The organism is Sphingomonas sp. NPDC092440, from assembly GCF_044754985.1.
Taxonomy (GTDB): Bacteria; Pseudomonadota; Alphaproteobacteria; order Sphingomonadales; family Sphingomonadaceae; genus Sphingomonas.
In genome coordinates, this window is the sequence record NZ_JBIVQA010000006.1 from 19,852 (window position 1) to 36,632 (window position 16,781).

The following is a 16,781-nucleotide window of genomic DNA, read 5'->3' on the forward strand; positions in this document are numbered from 1 at the left end:
GCTTATCGATTTTCTCCTTCGAACCGCATCGGTGGCCCCGAATCGATCGAGGCCGGCCGAGCAGTTCGGCCGCGCGGAGTGGCGAGCGGGAAGTCCGGCTGGTTGTCGTGCATGCCGCACCGCGCCCATCGGGCAATCGATGCGCAACTGTTCCTCCCCGATCGCCGGTCTTCGCCGGTAGCGGCAGCCTAGGCGCACATTTACATGCAATCAAGAACGTATGTAAGTTGGACAGACATGCCGCGGGCGCACGGGCAGTCGCTCTATTCGGTTACGGCCGCACGCGGCTTGGCCGGATTGGCGCCGTTGAGCAGCATCGCCGCGAAGGGGAAGCGCGTGACGACCAGGCGATGCACCAGATAGGAGAGCCAGCCCGACAATCCCACGAGCAGCAGATAGGAGACATAGGGATTGAGCCGCAGCGGATCGAGCAGCAGGTCGAGCGCGAGGATGATCGGAAAATGCACCATGTAGATGGTGAAGGCCGCGTCCGATATCCGCCGGAACAGCGGCGGCGTTCCGCGCATCGCGATCGCCGACCGCAGGATCAGCACCGTGACCGCCGGGGGGCACAGGCACGAGGTCACCACGTTCAGCAGGCTGGCCGGCCCGTCGAAAAGGCCCTTCCCGCCCCCCGGCAGCAGCCGCGAGGCCAGGCAGAGCGCGAACACCATCGCCAGCACCGTGAAGGCGGGACCGGTACGCGCGGTCATGTGGCGGAACAGGGCCGGCGAGCCCGCCAGGATCACGCCGAACGCGTAGAGCGGCGCATAGCCCAGGATCTGATGGGCCGCCCAGACCGGCTCGGCGAGCCCGCCTGCCATGCCGGCCAGCCGCGCGACGAGCAGGACGCCCATCGCCGCCGCCACACCCACGGCCAGGATGATCAGCGTCACCGAGGGGCGATCGCGCGCCACCCATCGATCGATGCGGGTGAAGATCGCATGCGCCTGGTCCGCTCGGAAGAGCCAGAAGGTGATCGGAGCATAGGCGAGCAGGTCGACCAGGAACCAGAAATGCCACCAGCCGAGTTCCGGCAGCGCCGGCACCATGGTGCCGAACGCATGCCAACTCATGCAGGCGCTCATCAACGGGGCCAGCACGAACAGCCCGAAGAGCATCGGGATACCGATCTGGAAGCTGCGGCGCGCCAGCCAGGGATCGGCCCCGCGCTTGGCGATGGCGAGCAGGCTGAGCAGCCCGGCAACCGCGAAAAAGGTGCCCATGCGGAAATTTGAGGACGTCTTGGCGATCAGCACGAAGACGGGCCGGTCGATCTCCTGCACGGTCGTGGCGTGCAGGAAGATCCCGGCCAGCATCAGCAGCGCGCGCCAGTTGTCCAAACCGGCAATCCGCTCGCCTCGCAAATTCGCCCCCTGAGCAACTACGGGTGCAGTTGACTGGGATTTAATCTAGATCAAATTGCTTAATCAGCCGTTCCTCGCGGCGGCGAAACGGTATGAATTCTGCCGTAACCTTCCCAGCACCTGCCTCAAGTCATGCGCCCCTCTAAGGCGATTCGGAATGGCATCGTTGCAGGACGTTCCGCGGCAGGTTCTCGTCCAGCGCACGGCGCAGCGCGATCGTCCAGCGCCGATAGCCTTCGTCGTTCAGATGCAGGCCGTCCTCATTGTAGAAGGGTCCCGGCCGGCCCTGCAGAAGCAGCAGCGGCACGATATCGACATAGGTGACGTCCGGCCGCTGCCCGGCGATCGTCCGCGCGACCAGATTGTACCGGTCCTGCTGGTCGCGCCGGTCCCAGCGGGTGGGACTGGGCTTCAGCGAGATGACGAATACCGGCGTCTGGCCGAACAGGCGCGACTTGATGGCGAGGAACTCGCGCAGGTCCGCCACCGTCTCGTCCACCGAACGGCCGAAGGCGAGATCATTGTCGCCGGCATAATAGACGATCGCCTGGGGGGCGTGCCTGGCCTGATCATGCGCGATGTGGAGATTGATCTCCGCCATGGTCGCGCCGCCCATGCCGCGATTCTGCGCGATCCAGGGCTTGAGATCGTCCTGGAGGGAGGACCAGCGGCTCATCGTCGAGCTGCCGACGAACCACAGCACGCACGCACCCTCGCGATTGGAGGCGCCAGGCAGGGGCTGGCGCGCCAGGACCCATTGCCACCCGCCGAAGATCGTCGTGAACACGGCGAGCGCAAGGGCGCATTTGCCGAGCGTGGCAAGCGCGATGCGCACGGGTCCGGGCGATCGGGGCGACAGCGGCACTCTCAGTCCTCAACACGCGACTGCGCACATGCTAGGGAGCGAAGGTTAAGGCCGGGTTGGCGCCGCGCCGCCGCCGCGACGGTCCGTCGGATCAGGCCCGCACCAGATCCTGGATCGGCCGCGCCGCCTGCACGTCGGGGAACAGCTTCTGCACCGTGGCCTGGGGACTGAGATCGAAATGCGCCGAGAGCGTCGAGCCGATCACCGCATCGAGCCCGGTAGTAGGCTTGAGGTCGCGATTCTCGTAGAGCGCCGCGTCGGCGAGGCCCGGCCAGTCGGCGACCACGCGCCCCCCGTTCACCGCGCCTCCCATCAGCATCGCGACCGATCCGGTGCCGTGATCGGTCCCCTGCGTGCCGTTGACCTTCACCGTGCGTCCGAACTCGGTGGCGACAAGCACCACCGTGTTGCTCCACAACGGCCCCAGCCCCTTCTGCAGCGCGCCGATCATCTGATCGAGCCCGTTGAGCTGGCCCGCCAGCCGCCCGCGCTGGCCGGCATGCGTGTCCCAGCCGCCAGTCTCGATCATCGCGATCCGCGAGCCGTTCTCGGCCGCCAGCATCTTGGCGGCGAGATCGCCCGTGGCCGCGGCGTTGCGGCCATTGTCCGATGCGAGATCGCTGGTGAGCATCTTCGTGGCTGTCGCCTGTTCCCAGATGCCGTGGAGCTGCGCGTCGCCCTGATACATCTGGGTGACGCGCATCAGCAGGTCGTCCGAGGCATCGGGCAGCGCCGAAGGGGCATAGCTCGCCACTTCCACCGGTCCGCGCAGCGCCAGCGGCACCGTGGCAGCGAGCGCGATTGCCTTGTCGTCGGCGGGCAGCAGGGTGAGCAGCCGGTTCAGCCAGCCGTCCTTGAGCTGATAGGCCGAGGTGCCGCCGGTCTCGAGCACGTTCTGCCCGTCGAAATGCGAACGGTCGCGATAGGGCGAAGCGACGGCATGCAGGAACAGCGCCTGCTTGGCGCCGTAAAGGCCATAGACGTTCTTCATCGCCGGATGGAGCGCGAACATCGAGTCGAGCTTCGGTGCCGAGGCAAAGTCCTCGGCGAGCTGGCCGCGCTGGCTCGCATAGGCGGGATCGCCCACCGGCGCGACGGTATGCAGCCCGTCGGCGGCACCGCGCTGGATGATGAAGACGAAGCGCCGATCGGTCGCCGCGCGGGCAAAGGCCATGCGAGCGCCGAAGGTGGATGCGAAGACGGCCGAGGCGCCGAGGGCGACGAAGCGGCGACGGGAAAATGCGGTCATCGAGCTTACCTCCGCATGAATTCGGGCGAGACGAGCATCAGGGCGAGGCCCTGGCCCGGGCTTTCGGCGCGCGCGATCGACTGGGCGGTGCCGGTACTCAGCGTGCCGGGGAAGAGCTGAGCAGCGCGCTGCCGCGCATCGATCGTGTCGCGGGCGCGCTGCGCCATGCGCTCGGCCGCCTCGACTCGCCGCATCACCGCATCGGGGCCGGCCCAGGCGCCGGCGACATCGTCCCAGCCCGCCGGCGAGCCCGGCTTCCAGGTCGGCTGGCCGAGCTGGCCCAGCAGCCCGTTGACGGCATTGCCCTGCACCTGCTGCGTGCCGAGCGCACGCAGCGCCGAGATCGACCATTCCCAGGGCGACTTGAACTTGGCCGGCTGGGGCGCCCAGCATTCGGGCGACGCGATCAACGTGCGATAGACGGTCGGCAAGTCGCCGCCCGAGCTCAGGAACGCCTTTTCCAGCCGCGCGACCAGCGGTGCGGGCGGATCGTCGCTGGCGAAATGCCGGGCCAGCTTGGTCGCGATGTGCTTCGCGGTCGCCGGGTGCGTGGCGAGATGATCGAGCACTGCGGCCGCCTGCCGCTCGCCTTCCTGCGCCCATTGCCGGCCCAGGATCGTGCGGGTGCCCGGCTCGTGCAGCCGCGGGGCGAAGACGAAGCTGCCGGGCGCGCCATCGGCGGTGCCGGCATAGCGCGCACCGGCGCCGCGGCCGAGCCCCGCCACGGTGAACCCGGTCATCGCCCGGGCGAACTCGCTCACGTCCGCCTGGGTGTAGACGCTGCGCACGCCCAGCGTGTGGAGCTCCATGATCTCGCGCGCCAGATTCTCGTTGAGCCCGGCGCGCCGCTGGGCCTGGCGGCGGGCGGCGAGCTGGCCGGCGGGGCTGTTCGGGCCGATCGAGACGGCCTGATCGAGATAGAGCAGCATCGCCGGATGGCGCTCGACCGCGTTGAGCATGTCGCCGAACCTGCCCATCACGTGCGGGCGGATCGCCTCGAACTCCATCGTGCCCGCCAGCCCGACCAGTTCGAGCTTGTCGGCCGATACGGCGAAGTGGTTCGCCCAGAAATGCACGAGCCGCTCGGCGAAGGGCGTGGGCGTGGTGATCGCGCTCAACGCGCGGGCGGAAACCATGCCGACATAGATTTGCTGCTGCTGGCGCCGCGCTTCGCGCCGGGCCATCATCGCCGCGTCCTCGCCCTGATAGAGCGGCTTCGCGGCCGGCTGCATGCCCGCCTGCATCGCCGGCGCGGCGGATTGCATGTCCTGCATCGCCCCGCCCTCCGCCATGGGCGGCTGCGCGCCCGCGGGTCTCGCCGGCATGGCGGGCGGCTGCTGCGGCTGCCGGTTGCGCGGTCCCTCGGCCTGGCGGATCTGCCGCTGGCGCTCGTAGAAATCCGCGAGGTCACTCGCCACCCGAGTGCTGGGCACCTGCGCCGCGATCATCTGCGGGCGCGGATCGAAGCCGGCGATCTGCCCGGCGAGCCATTTGCGGGGATCGGCCCCGGCATCCTCGCCCGGCCTGGCACCAAGACCGAAGCGGTTGAGCGCAATACTGGCGTCCGACATGCGACTCCCCTGTCCGTTATATGTCCGGACTACGCGCCAAATGTCGCAGAAGTTTGCCACACTTCGGTTCGACGCCGCGCTTCGTCATTTTCCTCGCATGCATTTCCTGCAACCGGCGCCGGCCACCTTTGCGATTGTCGACCTTGCTGCACCGCAACATAGATCGACGCAATAACAGAACAAACCGGATGCCGGTCTGGCTCCTGATCCATCAAGGAGAAAGATCGTGTCGAAGTTTCTTTTCGCGGCCGCGGCCGCTGCCCTGACCTTTGCCGCCCCGACGGCGATCGCGAGCGAGCGTAGCTTCACCCATGAGGGCGTGACCTATACCTATTCGATCACCACCAGGGACAAGGCCCAGATCCTCGAGGGCCGCACGAGCAAGGGCGGCGAATTCCGCCTGAACGTGAAGAATGGCTGGGTCGAGGGCTATGTGAACGATACCCGCGTCTCGTTCCGCGCGCCCAGGGAGAAGGCGCCAGCGCAGATCGCCGCGCGCTGAACCGGTCCGGAGCAGCGTGGGGCCGGGGCGGCGACGCTCCGGCTCCACGCCGCGTCAGAACCCCTCGGGCAAGTCGATCGTGCCGACCAGTTCCTTGTAGCGCGCGACGGCATAGCGATCGGTCATGCCGGCGATGAAGTCGGCGATATGCCGGCTGCGGGCGGGTTCGCCGACGGGCAGCGACTCGGTCCATTGCGCCGGCATCAGCGACGGATCGGCGCGATATACGTCGAACAGGCCCGCCACCACCGTGCCCGCCGCCTCCGCCGCGGCAAGCTGGCTCGGATGGTGATAGAGATTGGCATACATGAAGCGCTTGAGGCCGCGTTCGGCTTCGCGCATTCCGTCCGAGAAGTGCGCGAGCACCTGGCCCGCGGCGCGGACATCCGCCACCGTTTCCACGCCGCTCTCCGCAATGCGACGGCGCGTGGCACCGATAAGGTCGTTGACCATCGCGCCGATCTGGGCGCGGATCAGCTCGCTGAGCAGGCGGCGACGCTCGCAACCGGGAAATTTCGCCTCCACCTCGCGCCAGCCCTGGGCGATCATCGGCACTTCGAACAGCTGGTCGAGCTGGAGCAGCCCCGCCCGGAGCCCGTCATCGATGTCGTGATTGTCATAAGCGATGTCGTCCGCGATCGCCGCGACCTGGGCCTCGAGCGAGGGCCAGCTCCCAAGCTCCAGCGGGAACGCGGCATCCGCCTCGGCCAGCGCCCATTCGGGATGGTCGATCGGGCCATTGTGCTTGGCGAGGCCCTCCAGCGTGTCCCAGGTGAGATTCAGCCCATCCCAGGCCGGATAGGGGCGCTCGATCACGGTCAGCGTGCGGAGCGTGTTGCCGTTGTGGTCGAACCCGCCCTGCCCGGCCAGCGCCGCGCTCAGCGCCTTTTCCCCGGCATGGCCGAAGGGCGGATGGCCGATGTCATGCGCCAGGCAGAGCGCCTCGGTCAGGTCCTCGTTGAGCCCCAGCGTGCGCGCGATCGCCCGGCCGATCTGCGCGACTTCCAGGCTATGGGTGAGCCGCACCCGGAAATGATCGCCATCGGGCGCCATGAATACCTGGGTCTTGTGACGCAGGCGCCGGAAGCTGATCGAGTGGATGATCCGGTCGCGATCGCGCTGAAAGGCATCGCGCGGCCCCCGCGCGGTACCGCCGGGCTCCGGATGGAGGCGGCCACGGCTGGCTTCGGGCGTGGAGGCCCAGGGAGAGATCGCTTTCACTGGGCGGCTCCTATCAGCCCAATCCCGACCCGTCATCCCACCCTCTTGCGACACCCTCGCGAAAGCGGGGCCATCTCCGGCGCTGGCAGCACAAACCGCCGGTGCGGATTGGGCTAGTCCGGGAGATGGGTCCCCGCTTTCGCGGGAATGACGGCTTGGATCTTTGGCGAAGCGCTACGGCGCCAGCTTGGTCACCTTCTGCCCGGCCTCGCTGGTGAAGACGAAGCCGGAGACGCCCGCCTTGCCCAGCGTATTGACGAACGCCTGTGCCTCCGCGCTGGTCTTGAACGGGCCGGCGAGCACGCGGTTGGTTGCGCGCAGCGGCGTCGTCCAGGCGCTCCTGCCCTTCATCGCCGCCGGCGCCTTCGCGACCACGCCCTTCCAGGCCTTGGCAAGCGAATCCTCATTGGCGCCGCCCGCCACCTGCACCCAGATGCGGCTGGGATCGGTCTTGGCCGGATCGGGCTTCTTGGGCTCCGGCTTCTTCGCCGTCGCCTTGGGATCGGGCTTGCCTTTCTTCGCTTCCTCGGGCGCCGGCTTGGCCTTTGGATCCGGCTTGGCCTTTGGATCGGGCTTGGCCTTTGGATCGGGCTTTGCCTCCGCCGGTTCGGGCTTCGGCTTGGCCGCGACCGGTTCCGGTTTCGGCTTGGACGGCGCGGCAGGCCTGGCCTCCGGGACATGCATCGGCACCGGAGCCGGCACCTCCACCGGCTCGGTCGGCGTCGCGGTGACGGCGGCGAGCTCGTCGGCGGGGATCGTGATACCGCCGACGATCGCGGCGAGCACCGAATCCTCCTGGCCTACCCTGGCCGGGCCCGGGGGCGTCGGCTCGGGTTTCGGCGCGGGGCGCACGGGCTGCACCACCGGCTCGGCGCGGGCCGGCGTGACGGACGCCGGGGCCGGCTCCGCGCGCATGGAAATGGGTGCGGCGACCGAGGCCAGACGCACGGGCGCCGGCGCAGGCGTCGGCGCCGGGCGCACAGGCGCGGGTGCCGGGCGCACGGGGACCGGCGCCGGGCGCTCGGCCGCTTCCGCCGGTTCCTCCTCACGCTTCGGCGCCGGGATGGGCTGCACGATCGGCGTGGGCGGCGGCACGAAGCGCGGCGGTGGCGGGAGGCTGTCGTCGGCCGCAGGCTGCGGCACTGGCGCCGCGGCCGGCCGCACCGCGGCGACGGCCGCAAGCTTCTCGTCACGCTCACGATCCCGGCGCGAGCGGCGATCGCTTCCCTTCGGTGCCGGCGCAGGTGCCGTCACCGGCGGGGCCGCCGCCAGCTGCACCGGCCGCACCGCCGGCACGTAGCGCGGCAGCTCCGGCGCCAGTCGCGCATCGGCGAGCCGCGCCTGGCTGGGCGAGAGCTCGCCGAAATGCACCGCGAAGGCGCGGTCGGCGGGGCCCAGATCGGCAAGACGGCGGAAGAAGGGCGACAGCGCCTGACCCATCGTGCCCGGCATCATGCTGGAGGCGATCTTCTCGGCCCCCGCCGTGTCGCCGTTCATCGCCAGGATGAAGGCGCGCGCGCGCCAGGCAGCGCGATCGCTGCGACGGAGCAACGGGTCGAGCGTGCGCATCGCCTCGTCCTTGTCGCCGGTGATGCCGAGCGAAAGAGCATAGCGGCGGAGCGTCTCGGCATCGTCGCGATTGCTCGACAGGGCGAGCTTATAGTCACGCTGGGCAAGGCTCGGCTGGCCGAGCAGGTCATAGGCGAAGGCGCGATCGCCGGCATATTCGCGCGGGTCGAGCCCGCGCGCCTCGGCCGCCTGGAAGAGCCGGAGCGCCTCGCCGGGACGTTCCAGGCGCACCAGCACCATCGCCCGACCCGCCGAAATGCGCGGATCGCCAGGGCTGAGCGTTTCCGCGCGCTGGAAGAAGGCAAGCGCCGCCGACGTATCTCCCAGCCGTGCGCTGGTCATCCCCGCATCAAGCAGCGTGCGCAGGTCGCGCGGATCGCTGGCGAGCATGCGAATATCATTGGCCAGCCGGTCCGCATCGGGATTGGGCTGGGCGACGACTTCGGTCTGGGCAAGGGCGGGCACGGCCTGGGCCGCGACCAGCGCGAGTGCCGCAGCACCGATGAAGCGAATCCGGTCCATGTCCCCGCCAGCCTGCGCTGTATCGCGCTGAACCGCCGATTACGGCGCCGGCGCGGCTCGCCAAAGCGAGGCCGGCCGGCGACGAATGGCCTATTGGTTGTTCTGGCTGCGCAGGAAGCGCGGAATGTCGAGCGGATCCTTGTCGTCGTCATCGTCCGACTTGGAGGCGCCGCGCGACGCCATCGCCATGCGCTCGAACAGGGTGCCGCCGCTCTTCTTCGGCTTCTCGGCCGGGATCGAGGGCGCGGCCTCTTCCTCGTCGCCGCCGGTCAGCCAGCGGCGGCGCGTGGCCGGCGCGGGCGCCGGCTCGTCGACGGGTGCGCGCGGCGCTTCGGGCACCAGGCTCTCGGCGCCGAGCACCAGCTCGTCCTCGTCGCTGTCCTTGCCGTCGTCGACCCAGCTCGACTGCACCGGCGCGGCCGGCTGCGGCTCGGGTTCATAGGCCTGGGAAATCGGCGGCGAGAGCGGCACCGGCTCGGCGGCCACTTCCGGCGTATAGGCCTCGGGCACCGGCGGTTCGAGCGGCGCTTCCTCCGCCACCGGCTCGATCGGAGCCGGCTCGGCGGCCGCGGTGCGCCGCGGCGTGGAGAAGGAGAAGACGCGCGGCTGCTCGGCGGCACGCGGCGCGGCCATCGGCTGCGCATCGGCGTCGATCCCGGTCGCCACGACCGAGACGCGGATCTTGCCCTCGAGCTCCGGATTGAAGGCCGAGCCCCAGATGATGTTCGCGTCCGGATCGACCAGCTCGCGGATATGGTTCGCCGCCTCGTCGACTTCGAGCAGGCGCATGTCCTCGCCGCCGGTGATCGAGACGATCACGCCCTTGGCGCCGTTCATGCTCACGCCGTCGAGCAGCGGGTTGGCGATCGCCTTCTGCGCGGCGATGAGCGCGCGGTCGTCGCCCTCGGCCTCGCCGGTGCCCATCATCGCCTTGCCCATCTCCTGCATCACCGAGCGGACGTCGGCGAAGTCGAGGTTGATGAGGCCGGGCATGACCATCAGGTCGGTGATGCCGCGCACGCCCTGCTGCAGCACTTCGTCGGCCATCTCGAACGCTTCCTTGAAGGTCGTGTTCGCATTGGCGATCAGGAACAGGTTCTGGTTCGGAATGACGATGAGGGTATCGACGTACTTCTGCAGTTCGTTGATGCCCGCCTCGGCCGAAGCCGCACGGCGCTTGCCCTCGAAGGCGAACGGCCGGGTGACCACGCCCACCGTCAGGATGCCCATGTCGCGCGCGGCCTTGGCGATGACGGGCGCCGCGCCGGTGCCGGTGCCGCCACCCATGCCGGCGGCGATGAACACCATGTGCGCGCCCTCGAGCGCCTTCTGGACGTTGTCGATCGTCTCCTCGGCGGCGGCGCGGCCGATCTCGGGCCGCGAGCCCGCGCCCAGGCCCTGGGTGATCTTGGCGCCGAGCTGGATGCGATGGCCGGCGCTCGACTGCTTGAGCGCCTGCGCATCGGTGTTGGCGACGATGAAGTCGACGCCCTGCACATCCGCGCGGATCATGTTCGCGATCGCGTTGCCGCCCGCGCCGCCCACACCGACTACGGTGATCTTCGGGGTCAGCTCGTCCACATCGGGCGGAAGGAAATCGATACTCATCGCCTTGGTCTCCCTGCGCCCGGGTGGCTGTCACAGGCGCGTAATCTGGCCCCCGTTCTGCACGAACGCAGAGGGCGACTCTAGAGGGAACGCGAAGTTACCAACGCATTTCTTCTAATAATTTGCCCGGAATGCCGCGATCAGCCGCTGGATCAGGGCTCCGGGGTTCGTCCTGGTCACCATCTGGTGGTTCGGCTCGAGCGCGCGCAGGTCGATCGGATTGGCCGCGGCGAAGCGCGCCAGGCCCGCCAAAGTGGCGAATGCCGGGCCCGCATGCGCCTCGGGCAGCGCCACCAGCCCCTTGGGCCGGCCGACGCGCACCGCGCTGCCGAGGAACTGCTGGGCATAGTCCGCCACGCCCTTCAGCTCGGCGCCGCCGCCGGTGAGGACGATCTGGCGGCCCGCGGGATCCTCGAACGAGAGCTTCTTCAGCTCCTTCTGGATCTCGCCCATCAGCCGCTCCAGCCGCTTGCGGATGATCGCGTTGAGCTGCGCCTTGGTGATGCGCGGCCCCTCGGTGCCGTCATCCGGGATCGCCGGCACCACGTCGATCATCTCGTGATTGTCGCGCGGAGACAGGTTCGCCGAGCCGTGGAAGCACTTGGTCCGCTCCGCCCAGGCGCGGGCGGTGCCGAAGGAGGAGGCGATGTCGTCGGTGATGTCGGCCGAGCCCATCGGGATCGAGGCCAGGCCCGACAGCACGCCCTGCGAGAAGACGCTGACATTGGTCACGCCCGCGCCGATCTCGACCAGCGCGACGCCCAGCTCGCGCTCCTCGTCGGTCAGGCAGGCCAGCCCGGTGGCGACCGGCGCGGCGATGATCGAGCGCACCTCCAGATGCGCCGAGCGGACGCAGTGATCCAGGTTGCGCACCGGCGCGCCGTCGGTGGCGACGACATGGATGTCGACGCCCAGGCGCTCCGCATGGAGCCCGAGCGGGCGCCGCACGCCGGCCAGCCCATCGACGGTGTAGCGGGTCGGCTGGGCATGGAGCACCATCTTGCCCTGCGGATCGATCGCATCGCGGCCGGCGCGGAGCAGCTCGTCCACGTCGTTCTGCTCGATGCGGTGGCCGCCCAGGTCGGACTCCAGCCGGACGATGTCGGAGATCAGCCCGCCGGCGGAGAAGCTCACCCAGACGTCCTCGATATTCTGTCCGGCGATGCGCTCGGCCTGCTCCACCGCCTCGCGGATCGCCAGTTCGGTCGCGTGCATGTCGGCGACATAGCCGCGCTTGACGCCGCGGCTCTCGCGCTGGCCGGTGCCGAGCACCACCAGCGAGCCGTCATCCGCCTTTTGCGCGATCAGCGCCGAGACCTTGGACGAACCCACGTCCAGCGCCGTGATCAGTCCTTCCGGTGCAGCCTTCGCCATTTGCCCCTCATTCCAAAAACGCTCAACTCCCGATTCAGCTTATGAATCAGTATTTTCCCCGGATGGCAACTCCGGTGTTCATCATAGCCCCGTCGCTGCCGGCGCGCCGATCGCCGCCGGACGCCGGATCACGAGATTATCGGGATCGCGCATGTCGAACCCCAGATTGCCGCGGCCGAGCAGGCGATAGGCGCCGTCCTTCTCGGCGAAGGTCTTGAGCGCGTCCCTGGCTTCCTTCTCGCCCTCGGGCAGCTGCAGCTTCTCGCCGGTGTCGAAGATGATGTCCCAGCGCCGGTTGCCCACCCAGGTCGCCGCGCGGACGAGCGGCTTCAGCGCGGGTGCGCTGTCCATCAGGTCGCGGCGCGCCGGTTCCTGGGCATTGGCTCCGTCCCCGATCAGCAGCGGCAGATCGGGCATCGCCTCACGCGAGACCGGCTCCAACGGCACGCCCGTGGGGTCGATCAGCATCAGCTGGCCGTGATTCTGCCAGATTGCCGCGGGCTCGCGCTCGACGATGTCGATCAGCAGCTTGTCGGGCAGGCGGCGGGAGACGCGTGCGTCCTTGATCCAGGGATAGGCGAGCAACCGGGTGCGCACATCGGCCAGGTCGACCAGCGGCATGGCGCGCGCATTCTGGTCGAGCACCTGCTGGTACACGGTCATGCGGTTCATCCGCTTGAGCCCGTTAATCTGGATCGTGTCGACGCGCAGCCCCGCCTCGCCCACCGCCTGGGCCGCGCCCACGCCGATCACCTGCGGCACCCCGAACCAGGTCGCGACCGTGATCAGCCCGACCGAGAACAAGGCGACGATGCCCCAGGTGGCGATGCGCGTGAGCGTCGCCTGGCTGAACGGCAGCGCGGCCAGCGCCTGGTCCATCAGCCCCGGCTGCTTCTTGCGCGCGACCTGCTTGCGCTTCTGCGCCGGCTTCCCGCCGCGCCGGGTGGCCGCTCGCCTGGCAGGAGAGCGACTCATCCCGCGCAGCCCCCGCCCATCGCCTCGTCGACGATGCGCTGGCACAGCTGCGGATAGGAGATGCCGAGGTGCCGCGCCTGCTCGGGCACCAGGCTGAGCGGCGTCATGCCGGGCTGGGTGTTCACTTCGAGCAGGAACAAGCCCCCGACGCCCTGGCTGTCGTCCCAGCGGAAATCGGAGCGCGACGTGCCCCTGCAGCCCAGCAGCTTGTGCGCCTCGAGCGCGATGCGCCGGCACGCCTCGGTGATCTCGTCCGGGATCTGCGCCGGATAGACATGCTCGGTGAGCCCGTCAGTATATTTGGCGTCGTAATCGTAGAAGCCGCTCTTGGGCTTCAATTCGGTCACGCCCAGCGCCTCGCCCGCCAGCACCGCGGTGGTCAGCTCGCGGCCGCGGATGAAGGGCTCGGCGAGCAGTTCGTCGAACTCCTGCCACGGGCCGATCGCGTCGGCCGAGATCGGGTTGCCGTAATTGCCTTCCTTGGTGACGATGGCGACGCCCACCGACGAGCCTTCGTTGACCGGCTTGAGCACATAGGGGCGCGGCAGCGGATCGGCCTGATGCAGCTCCTCGGTCTTCACCATCCGCCCGCCGGGCATCGGGATGCCGTGCGGCACCAGCGCCTGCTTGGTCAGCTGCTTGTCGATCGCGATCACCGAGGTGACCAGGCCGGAATGAGTGTATTTCACGCCCATCAGGTCGAGCATGCCCTGCACCGTGCCGTCCTCCCCCGGCGTGCCATGCAGCGCATTGAACACCACGTCCGGCCGCGCCTCGGCGATCCTCAGCGCGACGTCGCGGTCCATGTCGATGCGCGTCACGCGGTGGCCCAGGCTCTCCAGCGCCTCCGCGATGCCCGCGCCGGACATCAGCGAGACCTCACGCTCGGCCGACCAGCCACCCATCAGAACGGCGATGTGGAGGGGCGTCACGAATTCATGCTCCGTTCGTAAAGTGCCGGCTGAAGATCGCGCACATCCTGGCTGCAATCTTCATCCCAGGGAAAGAGTCCGTCCACCGCGCCCGGCCAGACAAGCTGCACGGCGCGATCCAGCGCGCGGCCAGTGCGACGTTCCTCGTACCAGATCGCCGAGTTGAAATATTCGTGGACGATGCGGCTCGGATCGATCGCCCTGGCGATCACTCGATGCCCTTGCAACAACCCTTCGATTTCCGCTCCGTCAGCAAGCGCCAGACCCTCGCGGCACATGCGGAGCAGATCGTTCACCATCGCCCCGCAAAGCGTGCCCGGCAGGCCCAGCACGATCACCTCGGGCTGGTTCACCGTCTCCAGGAAGCCGGTCGAATAGCTGAAGGGCGGCTCCCATTCCTCATCATCCGCAGAGGCGACGGAGGTGATGTGGCAGCCATGGCCGCGCACGTTCGCGATGATCTTGCGCTCATAGTCGGTGAGGCGGCGCAGCTTGTCGAAGATCATTCCGCCACCCCTACCCGCTGAATTTCCCATTCCAGCTCGATGCCCGACTGCGCCTTCACCCTGGCGCGGACTTCCTCGCCCAGCGCTTCGATGTCGGCCGAGGAAGCATTGCCCAGATTGAGCAGGAAATTGCAGTGTTTTTCGCTGACCTGCGCATCGCCGCGCACAAGGCCACGGCAGCCGGCCGCATCGATCAGCGCCCAGGCCTTGCCGCCGTCCGGATTCTTGAAGGTCGAGCCGCCGGTCCGCGATCTAAGTGGCTGCGAAGCCTCGCGTTCGGCCGCGATCCTGTCCATCTCGGCGCCGATCTCGGCCTTGTCGCCGGGCGTGCCCTCGAACAGCGCCTCGACCACCACGGCTCCTGCGGGCAGCTCCGAATGGCGATAAGTATAGCCCAGTTTCGCCGCCGGCCAGGTCTCGACCGTCCCGTTTCGAGTCACGAGAGTCAGCTCGACCAGGATATCGCTGGCATCGCGGCCATAGGCGCCCGCATTCATCCGCACCGCGCCGCCGACCGTGCCCGGGATGCCCCGCAGGAACTCCAGCCCGGCAATGCCGGCATCGCGCGCGGCACTCGCCACCGTGATCCCCATCGCCGCTCCGCCGGCGCGCACGCGCCAAGAACCTTCCTCGGCGCCCGGCTCGATCGACACCCTGGCCATCGCCTTGGGCAGCCGCACCACCACGCCCGGCACGCCGCCGTCCCGAACGATCAGGTTCGAGCCGACGCCCACCGGCAACACCGGCACCTCCGGATCCAGCGCCGCCAGGAACGCCGCCAGGCTCTCCACGTCATCGGGGCGCACCAGCCACTCGGCCGGCCCGCCGGTGCGGAACCAGATGAAGTCGGCGAGGCTACCCCGATGCTCGACCGTCCCGCGCAGCGGTGGCAGCGCGGTGCAGACCGGGCTCACTTCCATCCCCACATGCTCGACCATTGCTTCCAGGCCGCGAGATTGGCCTCGGCCGCCCTCTGCCCCGCCTGCTGCAGCTTCATCACGTCGCGCCCGGCATCGAGCATCTTCCGCGCGGCATCCATCTGTGCCTGCTGCGCCTTGATCAGGTCGCGCTGCATCTCGATGCCCAGGGTCAGCCAGTCCTTCATGCGACTGCCTTCGCTTCCTCGATCGCTCCCGCCAGGTTCGCGGCCCATTTGGTGATGTCGCCCGCGCCGAGGCAGATGACCATGTCCTTCGGCTGGACCACCCCGGCGAGCGCGCGCGCCAGCGCGTCCTCGCCTTCGATCGACGCCACCGCGCGATGGCCGCGCCGCTGGATGTTCTCGACCAGCGCCTCCGCGCTCACGCCCTCGAGCGGCAGCTCGCCCGCCGCATAGACCGGCGTGACATAGACCATGTCGGCATCGTTGAAGGCCTGGGCGAACTCGTCCATCAGGTTCTTCAGGCGCGTGAAGCGGTGCGGCTGGACGACCGCGATCACCCTGCCCTCGGCGCTCTCCCGCGCCGCCGCCAGCACCGCGCGGATCTCGACCGGGTGATGGCCGTAATCGTCGATGATCGTCACGCCGCCGGTCTCGCCGACCTTGGTGAAGCGCCGCTTGACCCCCCCGAACTTGGCGAAGCCCTGCTGGATCGTCGCATCCGGAATGCCCAGCTCGAGCGCCACGCCGATCGCGGCGAGCGCGTTCTGGACATTGTGGCGGCCCGGCATCGGCAGCTCGATGCCCTCGATCGAGCGGGTGGTGCCGTCGCGGTGGCGGATGATCGCCTCGAAGCGGTTGCCGCCATGATGCGGCACCACATTCACGCCGCGCACGTCCGCGCTGGCAGCGAAGCCATAGGTCACGATCCGGCGATCGCGCACGCGCGGGATGATCGCCTGCACCTCGGGATGATCGAGGCACAGCAGCGCCGCGCCATAGAAGGGCACATTCTCGACGAACTCGACGAACGCGTCCTTCACCGCATCGAACGAGCCATAATGGTCGAGATGCTCGGGATCGATATTGGTGACGATGGCATAGGTGCCGTCGAGCCGCAGGAAGCTGCCATCGCTCTCATCGGCCTCGACCACCATCCACTCGCTGTCGCCGAGGCGCGCGTTCGAGCCGTACTGGTTGATGATGCCGCCGTTGATCACGGTCGGATCCACCCCGCCCGCATCGAGCAGGGCGGCGACCATGGACGTGGTCGTGGTCTTGCCGTGCGTGCCGGCCACCGCGACGGTCGACTTCAGCCGCATCAGCTCGGCAAGCATCTCGGCACGCCGCACCACGGGGATGCGGCGCTGATAGGCCGCCTCGACCTCGGGATTGGTGCGCACGATCGCGGTGGAGACCACCACCACCGCCGCATCGCCCAGATTCTCGGCATCATGGCCGATGGTGACGGGAATGCCGCGGCTGCGCAGGCCCTGCACGACATAGCCTTCGGCCACGTCCGAACCCTGCACCTTGTAGCCGAGATTGTGCATCACCTCGGCGATGCCGGACATGCCGATGCCGCCGATGCCGACGAAATGGATGATGCCGATGTCGGTTGCGACGCCCTTCATGCGCCA

The 16,781-nt window shown here is 68.7% G+C and carries 15 protein-coding genes; 1 reads left to right on the plus strand and 14 read right to left on the minus strand.

Annotated elements, in window-relative coordinates:
• Window positions 1-263 precede the first annotated feature (263 nt).
• The 4 genes from ACIQCS_RS11480 to ACIQCS_RS11495 form a co-directional block, all read right to left on the minus strand.
• A complete protein-coding gene (locus ACIQCS_RS11480) occupies window positions 264-1,343 on the minus strand; it encodes an acyltransferase family protein (RefSeq protein ID WP_345847459.1) in 1,080 nt (359 codons plus the stop codon).
• Window positions 1,344-1,509: 166 nt separating this feature from the next.
• Window positions 1,510-2,232, minus strand: a complete 723-nt coding sequence (locus ACIQCS_RS11485) for a GDSL-type esterase/lipase family protein (RefSeq protein WP_401530892.1) — start codon at window positions 2,230-2,232, stop codon at window positions 1,510-1,512.
• A gap of 91 nt (window positions 2,233-2,323) precedes the next feature.
• Window positions 2,324-3,481 (minus strand): DUF1501 domain-containing protein, encoded by a 1,158-nt coding sequence (locus ACIQCS_RS11490; protein ID WP_345847462.1) that lies wholly within the window; start codon window positions 3,479-3,481, stop codon window positions 2,324-2,326.
• Between the two features lie 5 nt (window positions 3,482-3,486).
• On the minus strand, window positions 3,487-5,052 hold the full coding sequence (locus ACIQCS_RS11495; protein WP_345847463.1) for a DUF1800 domain-containing protein: 1,566 nt from the start codon (window positions 5,050-5,052) through the stop codon (window positions 3,487-3,489).
• Between the two features lie 226 nt (window positions 5,053-5,278).
• Between ACIQCS_RS11495 and ACIQCS_RS11500 the strand changes: the two genes are divergently transcribed.
• Window positions 5,279-5,554 carry a hypothetical protein gene (locus tag ACIQCS_RS11500; protein ID WP_345847464.1) on the plus strand — a complete coding sequence of 92 codons (276 nt, stop codon included), beginning with the start codon at window positions 5,279-5,281 and terminating at the stop codon, window positions 5,552-5,554.
• Between the two features lie 54 nt (window positions 5,555-5,608).
• On the opposite strand, the gene ACIQCS_RS11505 is transcribed toward ACIQCS_RS11500, so the two are convergent.
• From ACIQCS_RS11505 to murC, 10 genes are all read right to left on the minus strand, one after another.
• Window positions 5,609-6,775, minus strand: a complete 1,167-nt coding sequence (locus ACIQCS_RS11505) for a deoxyguanosinetriphosphate triphosphohydrolase (RefSeq protein ID WP_345847465.1) — start codon at window positions 6,773-6,775, stop codon at window positions 5,609-5,611.
• A 174-nt stretch (window positions 6,776-6,949) separates the two neighbouring features.
• Window positions 6,950-8,866: an SPOR domain-containing protein gene (locus tag ACIQCS_RS11510; protein ID WP_345847467.1), complete on the minus strand. Its 1,917-nt coding sequence runs from the start codon at window positions 8,864-8,866 to the stop codon at window positions 6,950-6,952.
• Between the two features lie 90 nt (window positions 8,867-8,956).
• A complete protein-coding gene (ftsZ, locus tag ACIQCS_RS11515) occupies window positions 8,957-10,474 on the minus strand; it encodes a cell division protein FtsZ (RefSeq protein WP_345847469.1) in 1,518 nt (505 codons plus the stop codon).
• Between the two features lie 114 nt (window positions 10,475-10,588).
• Window positions 10,589-11,848, minus strand: coding sequence for a cell division protein FtsA (gene ftsA, locus ACIQCS_RS11520; protein WP_280279672.1), 1,260 nt, complete (start codon window positions 11,846-11,848; stop codon window positions 10,589-10,591).
• A gap of 81 nt (window positions 11,849-11,929) precedes the next feature.
• Entirely contained in the window at window positions 11,930-12,823 is an 894-nt protein-coding gene (locus tag ACIQCS_RS11525) for an FtsQ-type POTRA domain-containing protein (RefSeq protein ID WP_345847470.1), read from the minus strand.
• Complete coding sequence (locus ACIQCS_RS11530) at window positions 12,820-13,755, minus strand: D-alanine--D-alanine ligase (RefSeq protein WP_345847471.1); 936 nt, start codon at window positions 13,753-13,755, stop codon at window positions 12,820-12,822. Before ACIQCS_RS11530 ends, ACIQCS_RS11525 begins: the two co-directional genes overlap by 4 nt.
• Window positions 13,752-14,261 carry a DUF4262 domain-containing protein gene (locus ACIQCS_RS11535; RefSeq protein WP_345847472.1) on the minus strand — a complete coding sequence of 170 codons (510 nt, stop codon included), beginning with the start codon at window positions 14,259-14,261 and terminating at the stop codon, window positions 13,752-13,754. The genes ACIQCS_RS11530 and ACIQCS_RS11535 overlap by 4 nt, the downstream gene beginning before the upstream one ends.
• Entirely contained in the window at window positions 14,258-15,199 is a 942-nt protein-coding gene (gene murB, locus ACIQCS_RS11540; protein WP_345847474.1) for a UDP-N-acetylmuramate dehydrogenase, read from the minus strand. Before murB ends, ACIQCS_RS11535 begins: the two co-directional genes overlap by 4 nt.
• Complete coding sequence (locus tag ACIQCS_RS11545) at window positions 15,172-15,366, minus strand: hypothetical protein (protein WP_345847476.1); 195 nt, start codon at window positions 15,364-15,366, stop codon at window positions 15,172-15,174. Before ACIQCS_RS11545 ends, murB begins: the two co-directional genes overlap by 28 nt.
• Window positions 15,363-16,775, minus strand: a complete 1,413-nt coding sequence (gene murC / locus ACIQCS_RS11550) for a UDP-N-acetylmuramate--L-alanine ligase (RefSeq protein WP_345847478.1) — start codon at window positions 16,773-16,775, stop codon at window positions 15,363-15,365. The genes ACIQCS_RS11545 and murC overlap by 4 nt, the downstream gene beginning before the upstream one ends.
• Between the last annotated feature and the right edge of the window lie 6 nt (window positions 16,776-16,781).

Coding starts and splice junctions, on each gene's coding strand:
- ACIQCS_RS11490 (WP_345847462.1), bottom strand. CDS start 3,481: ATGACCGCATTTTCCCGTCGCCGCTTCGTCGCCCTCGGCGCCTCGGCC.
- ACIQCS_RS11495 (WP_345847463.1), bottom strand. CDS start 5,052: ATGTCGGACGCCAGTATTGCGCTCAACCGCTTCGGTCTTGGTGCCAGG.
- ACIQCS_RS11510 (WP_345847467.1), bottom strand. CDS start 8,866: ATGGACCGGATTCGCTTCATCGGTGCTGCGGCACTCGCGCTGGTCGCG.
- ftsZ (WP_345847469.1), bottom strand. CDS start 10,474: ATGAGTATCGATTTCCTTCCGCCCGATGTGGACGAGCTGACCCCGAAG.
- ftsA (WP_280279672.1), bottom strand. CDS start 11,848: ATGGCGAAGGCTGCACCGGAAGGACTGATCACGGCGCTGGACGTGGGT.
- ACIQCS_RS11525 (WP_345847470.1), bottom strand. CDS start 12,823: ATGAGTCGCTCTCCTGCCAGGCGAGCGGCCACCCGGCGCGGCGGGAAG.
- ACIQCS_RS11535 (WP_345847472.1), bottom strand. CDS start 14,261: ATGATCTTCGACAAGCTGCGCCGCCTCACCGACTATGAGCGCAAGATC.
- murB (WP_345847474.1), bottom strand. CDS start 15,199: ATGGTCGAGCATGTGGGGATGGAAGTGAGCCCGGTCTGCACCGCGCTG.
- ACIQCS_RS11545 (WP_345847476.1), bottom strand. CDS start 15,366: ATGAAGGACTGGCTGACCCTGGGCATCGAGATGCAGCGCGACCTGATC.
- murC (WP_345847478.1), bottom strand. CDS start 16,775: ATGAAGGGCGTCGCAACCGACATCGGCATCATCCATTTCGTCGGCATC.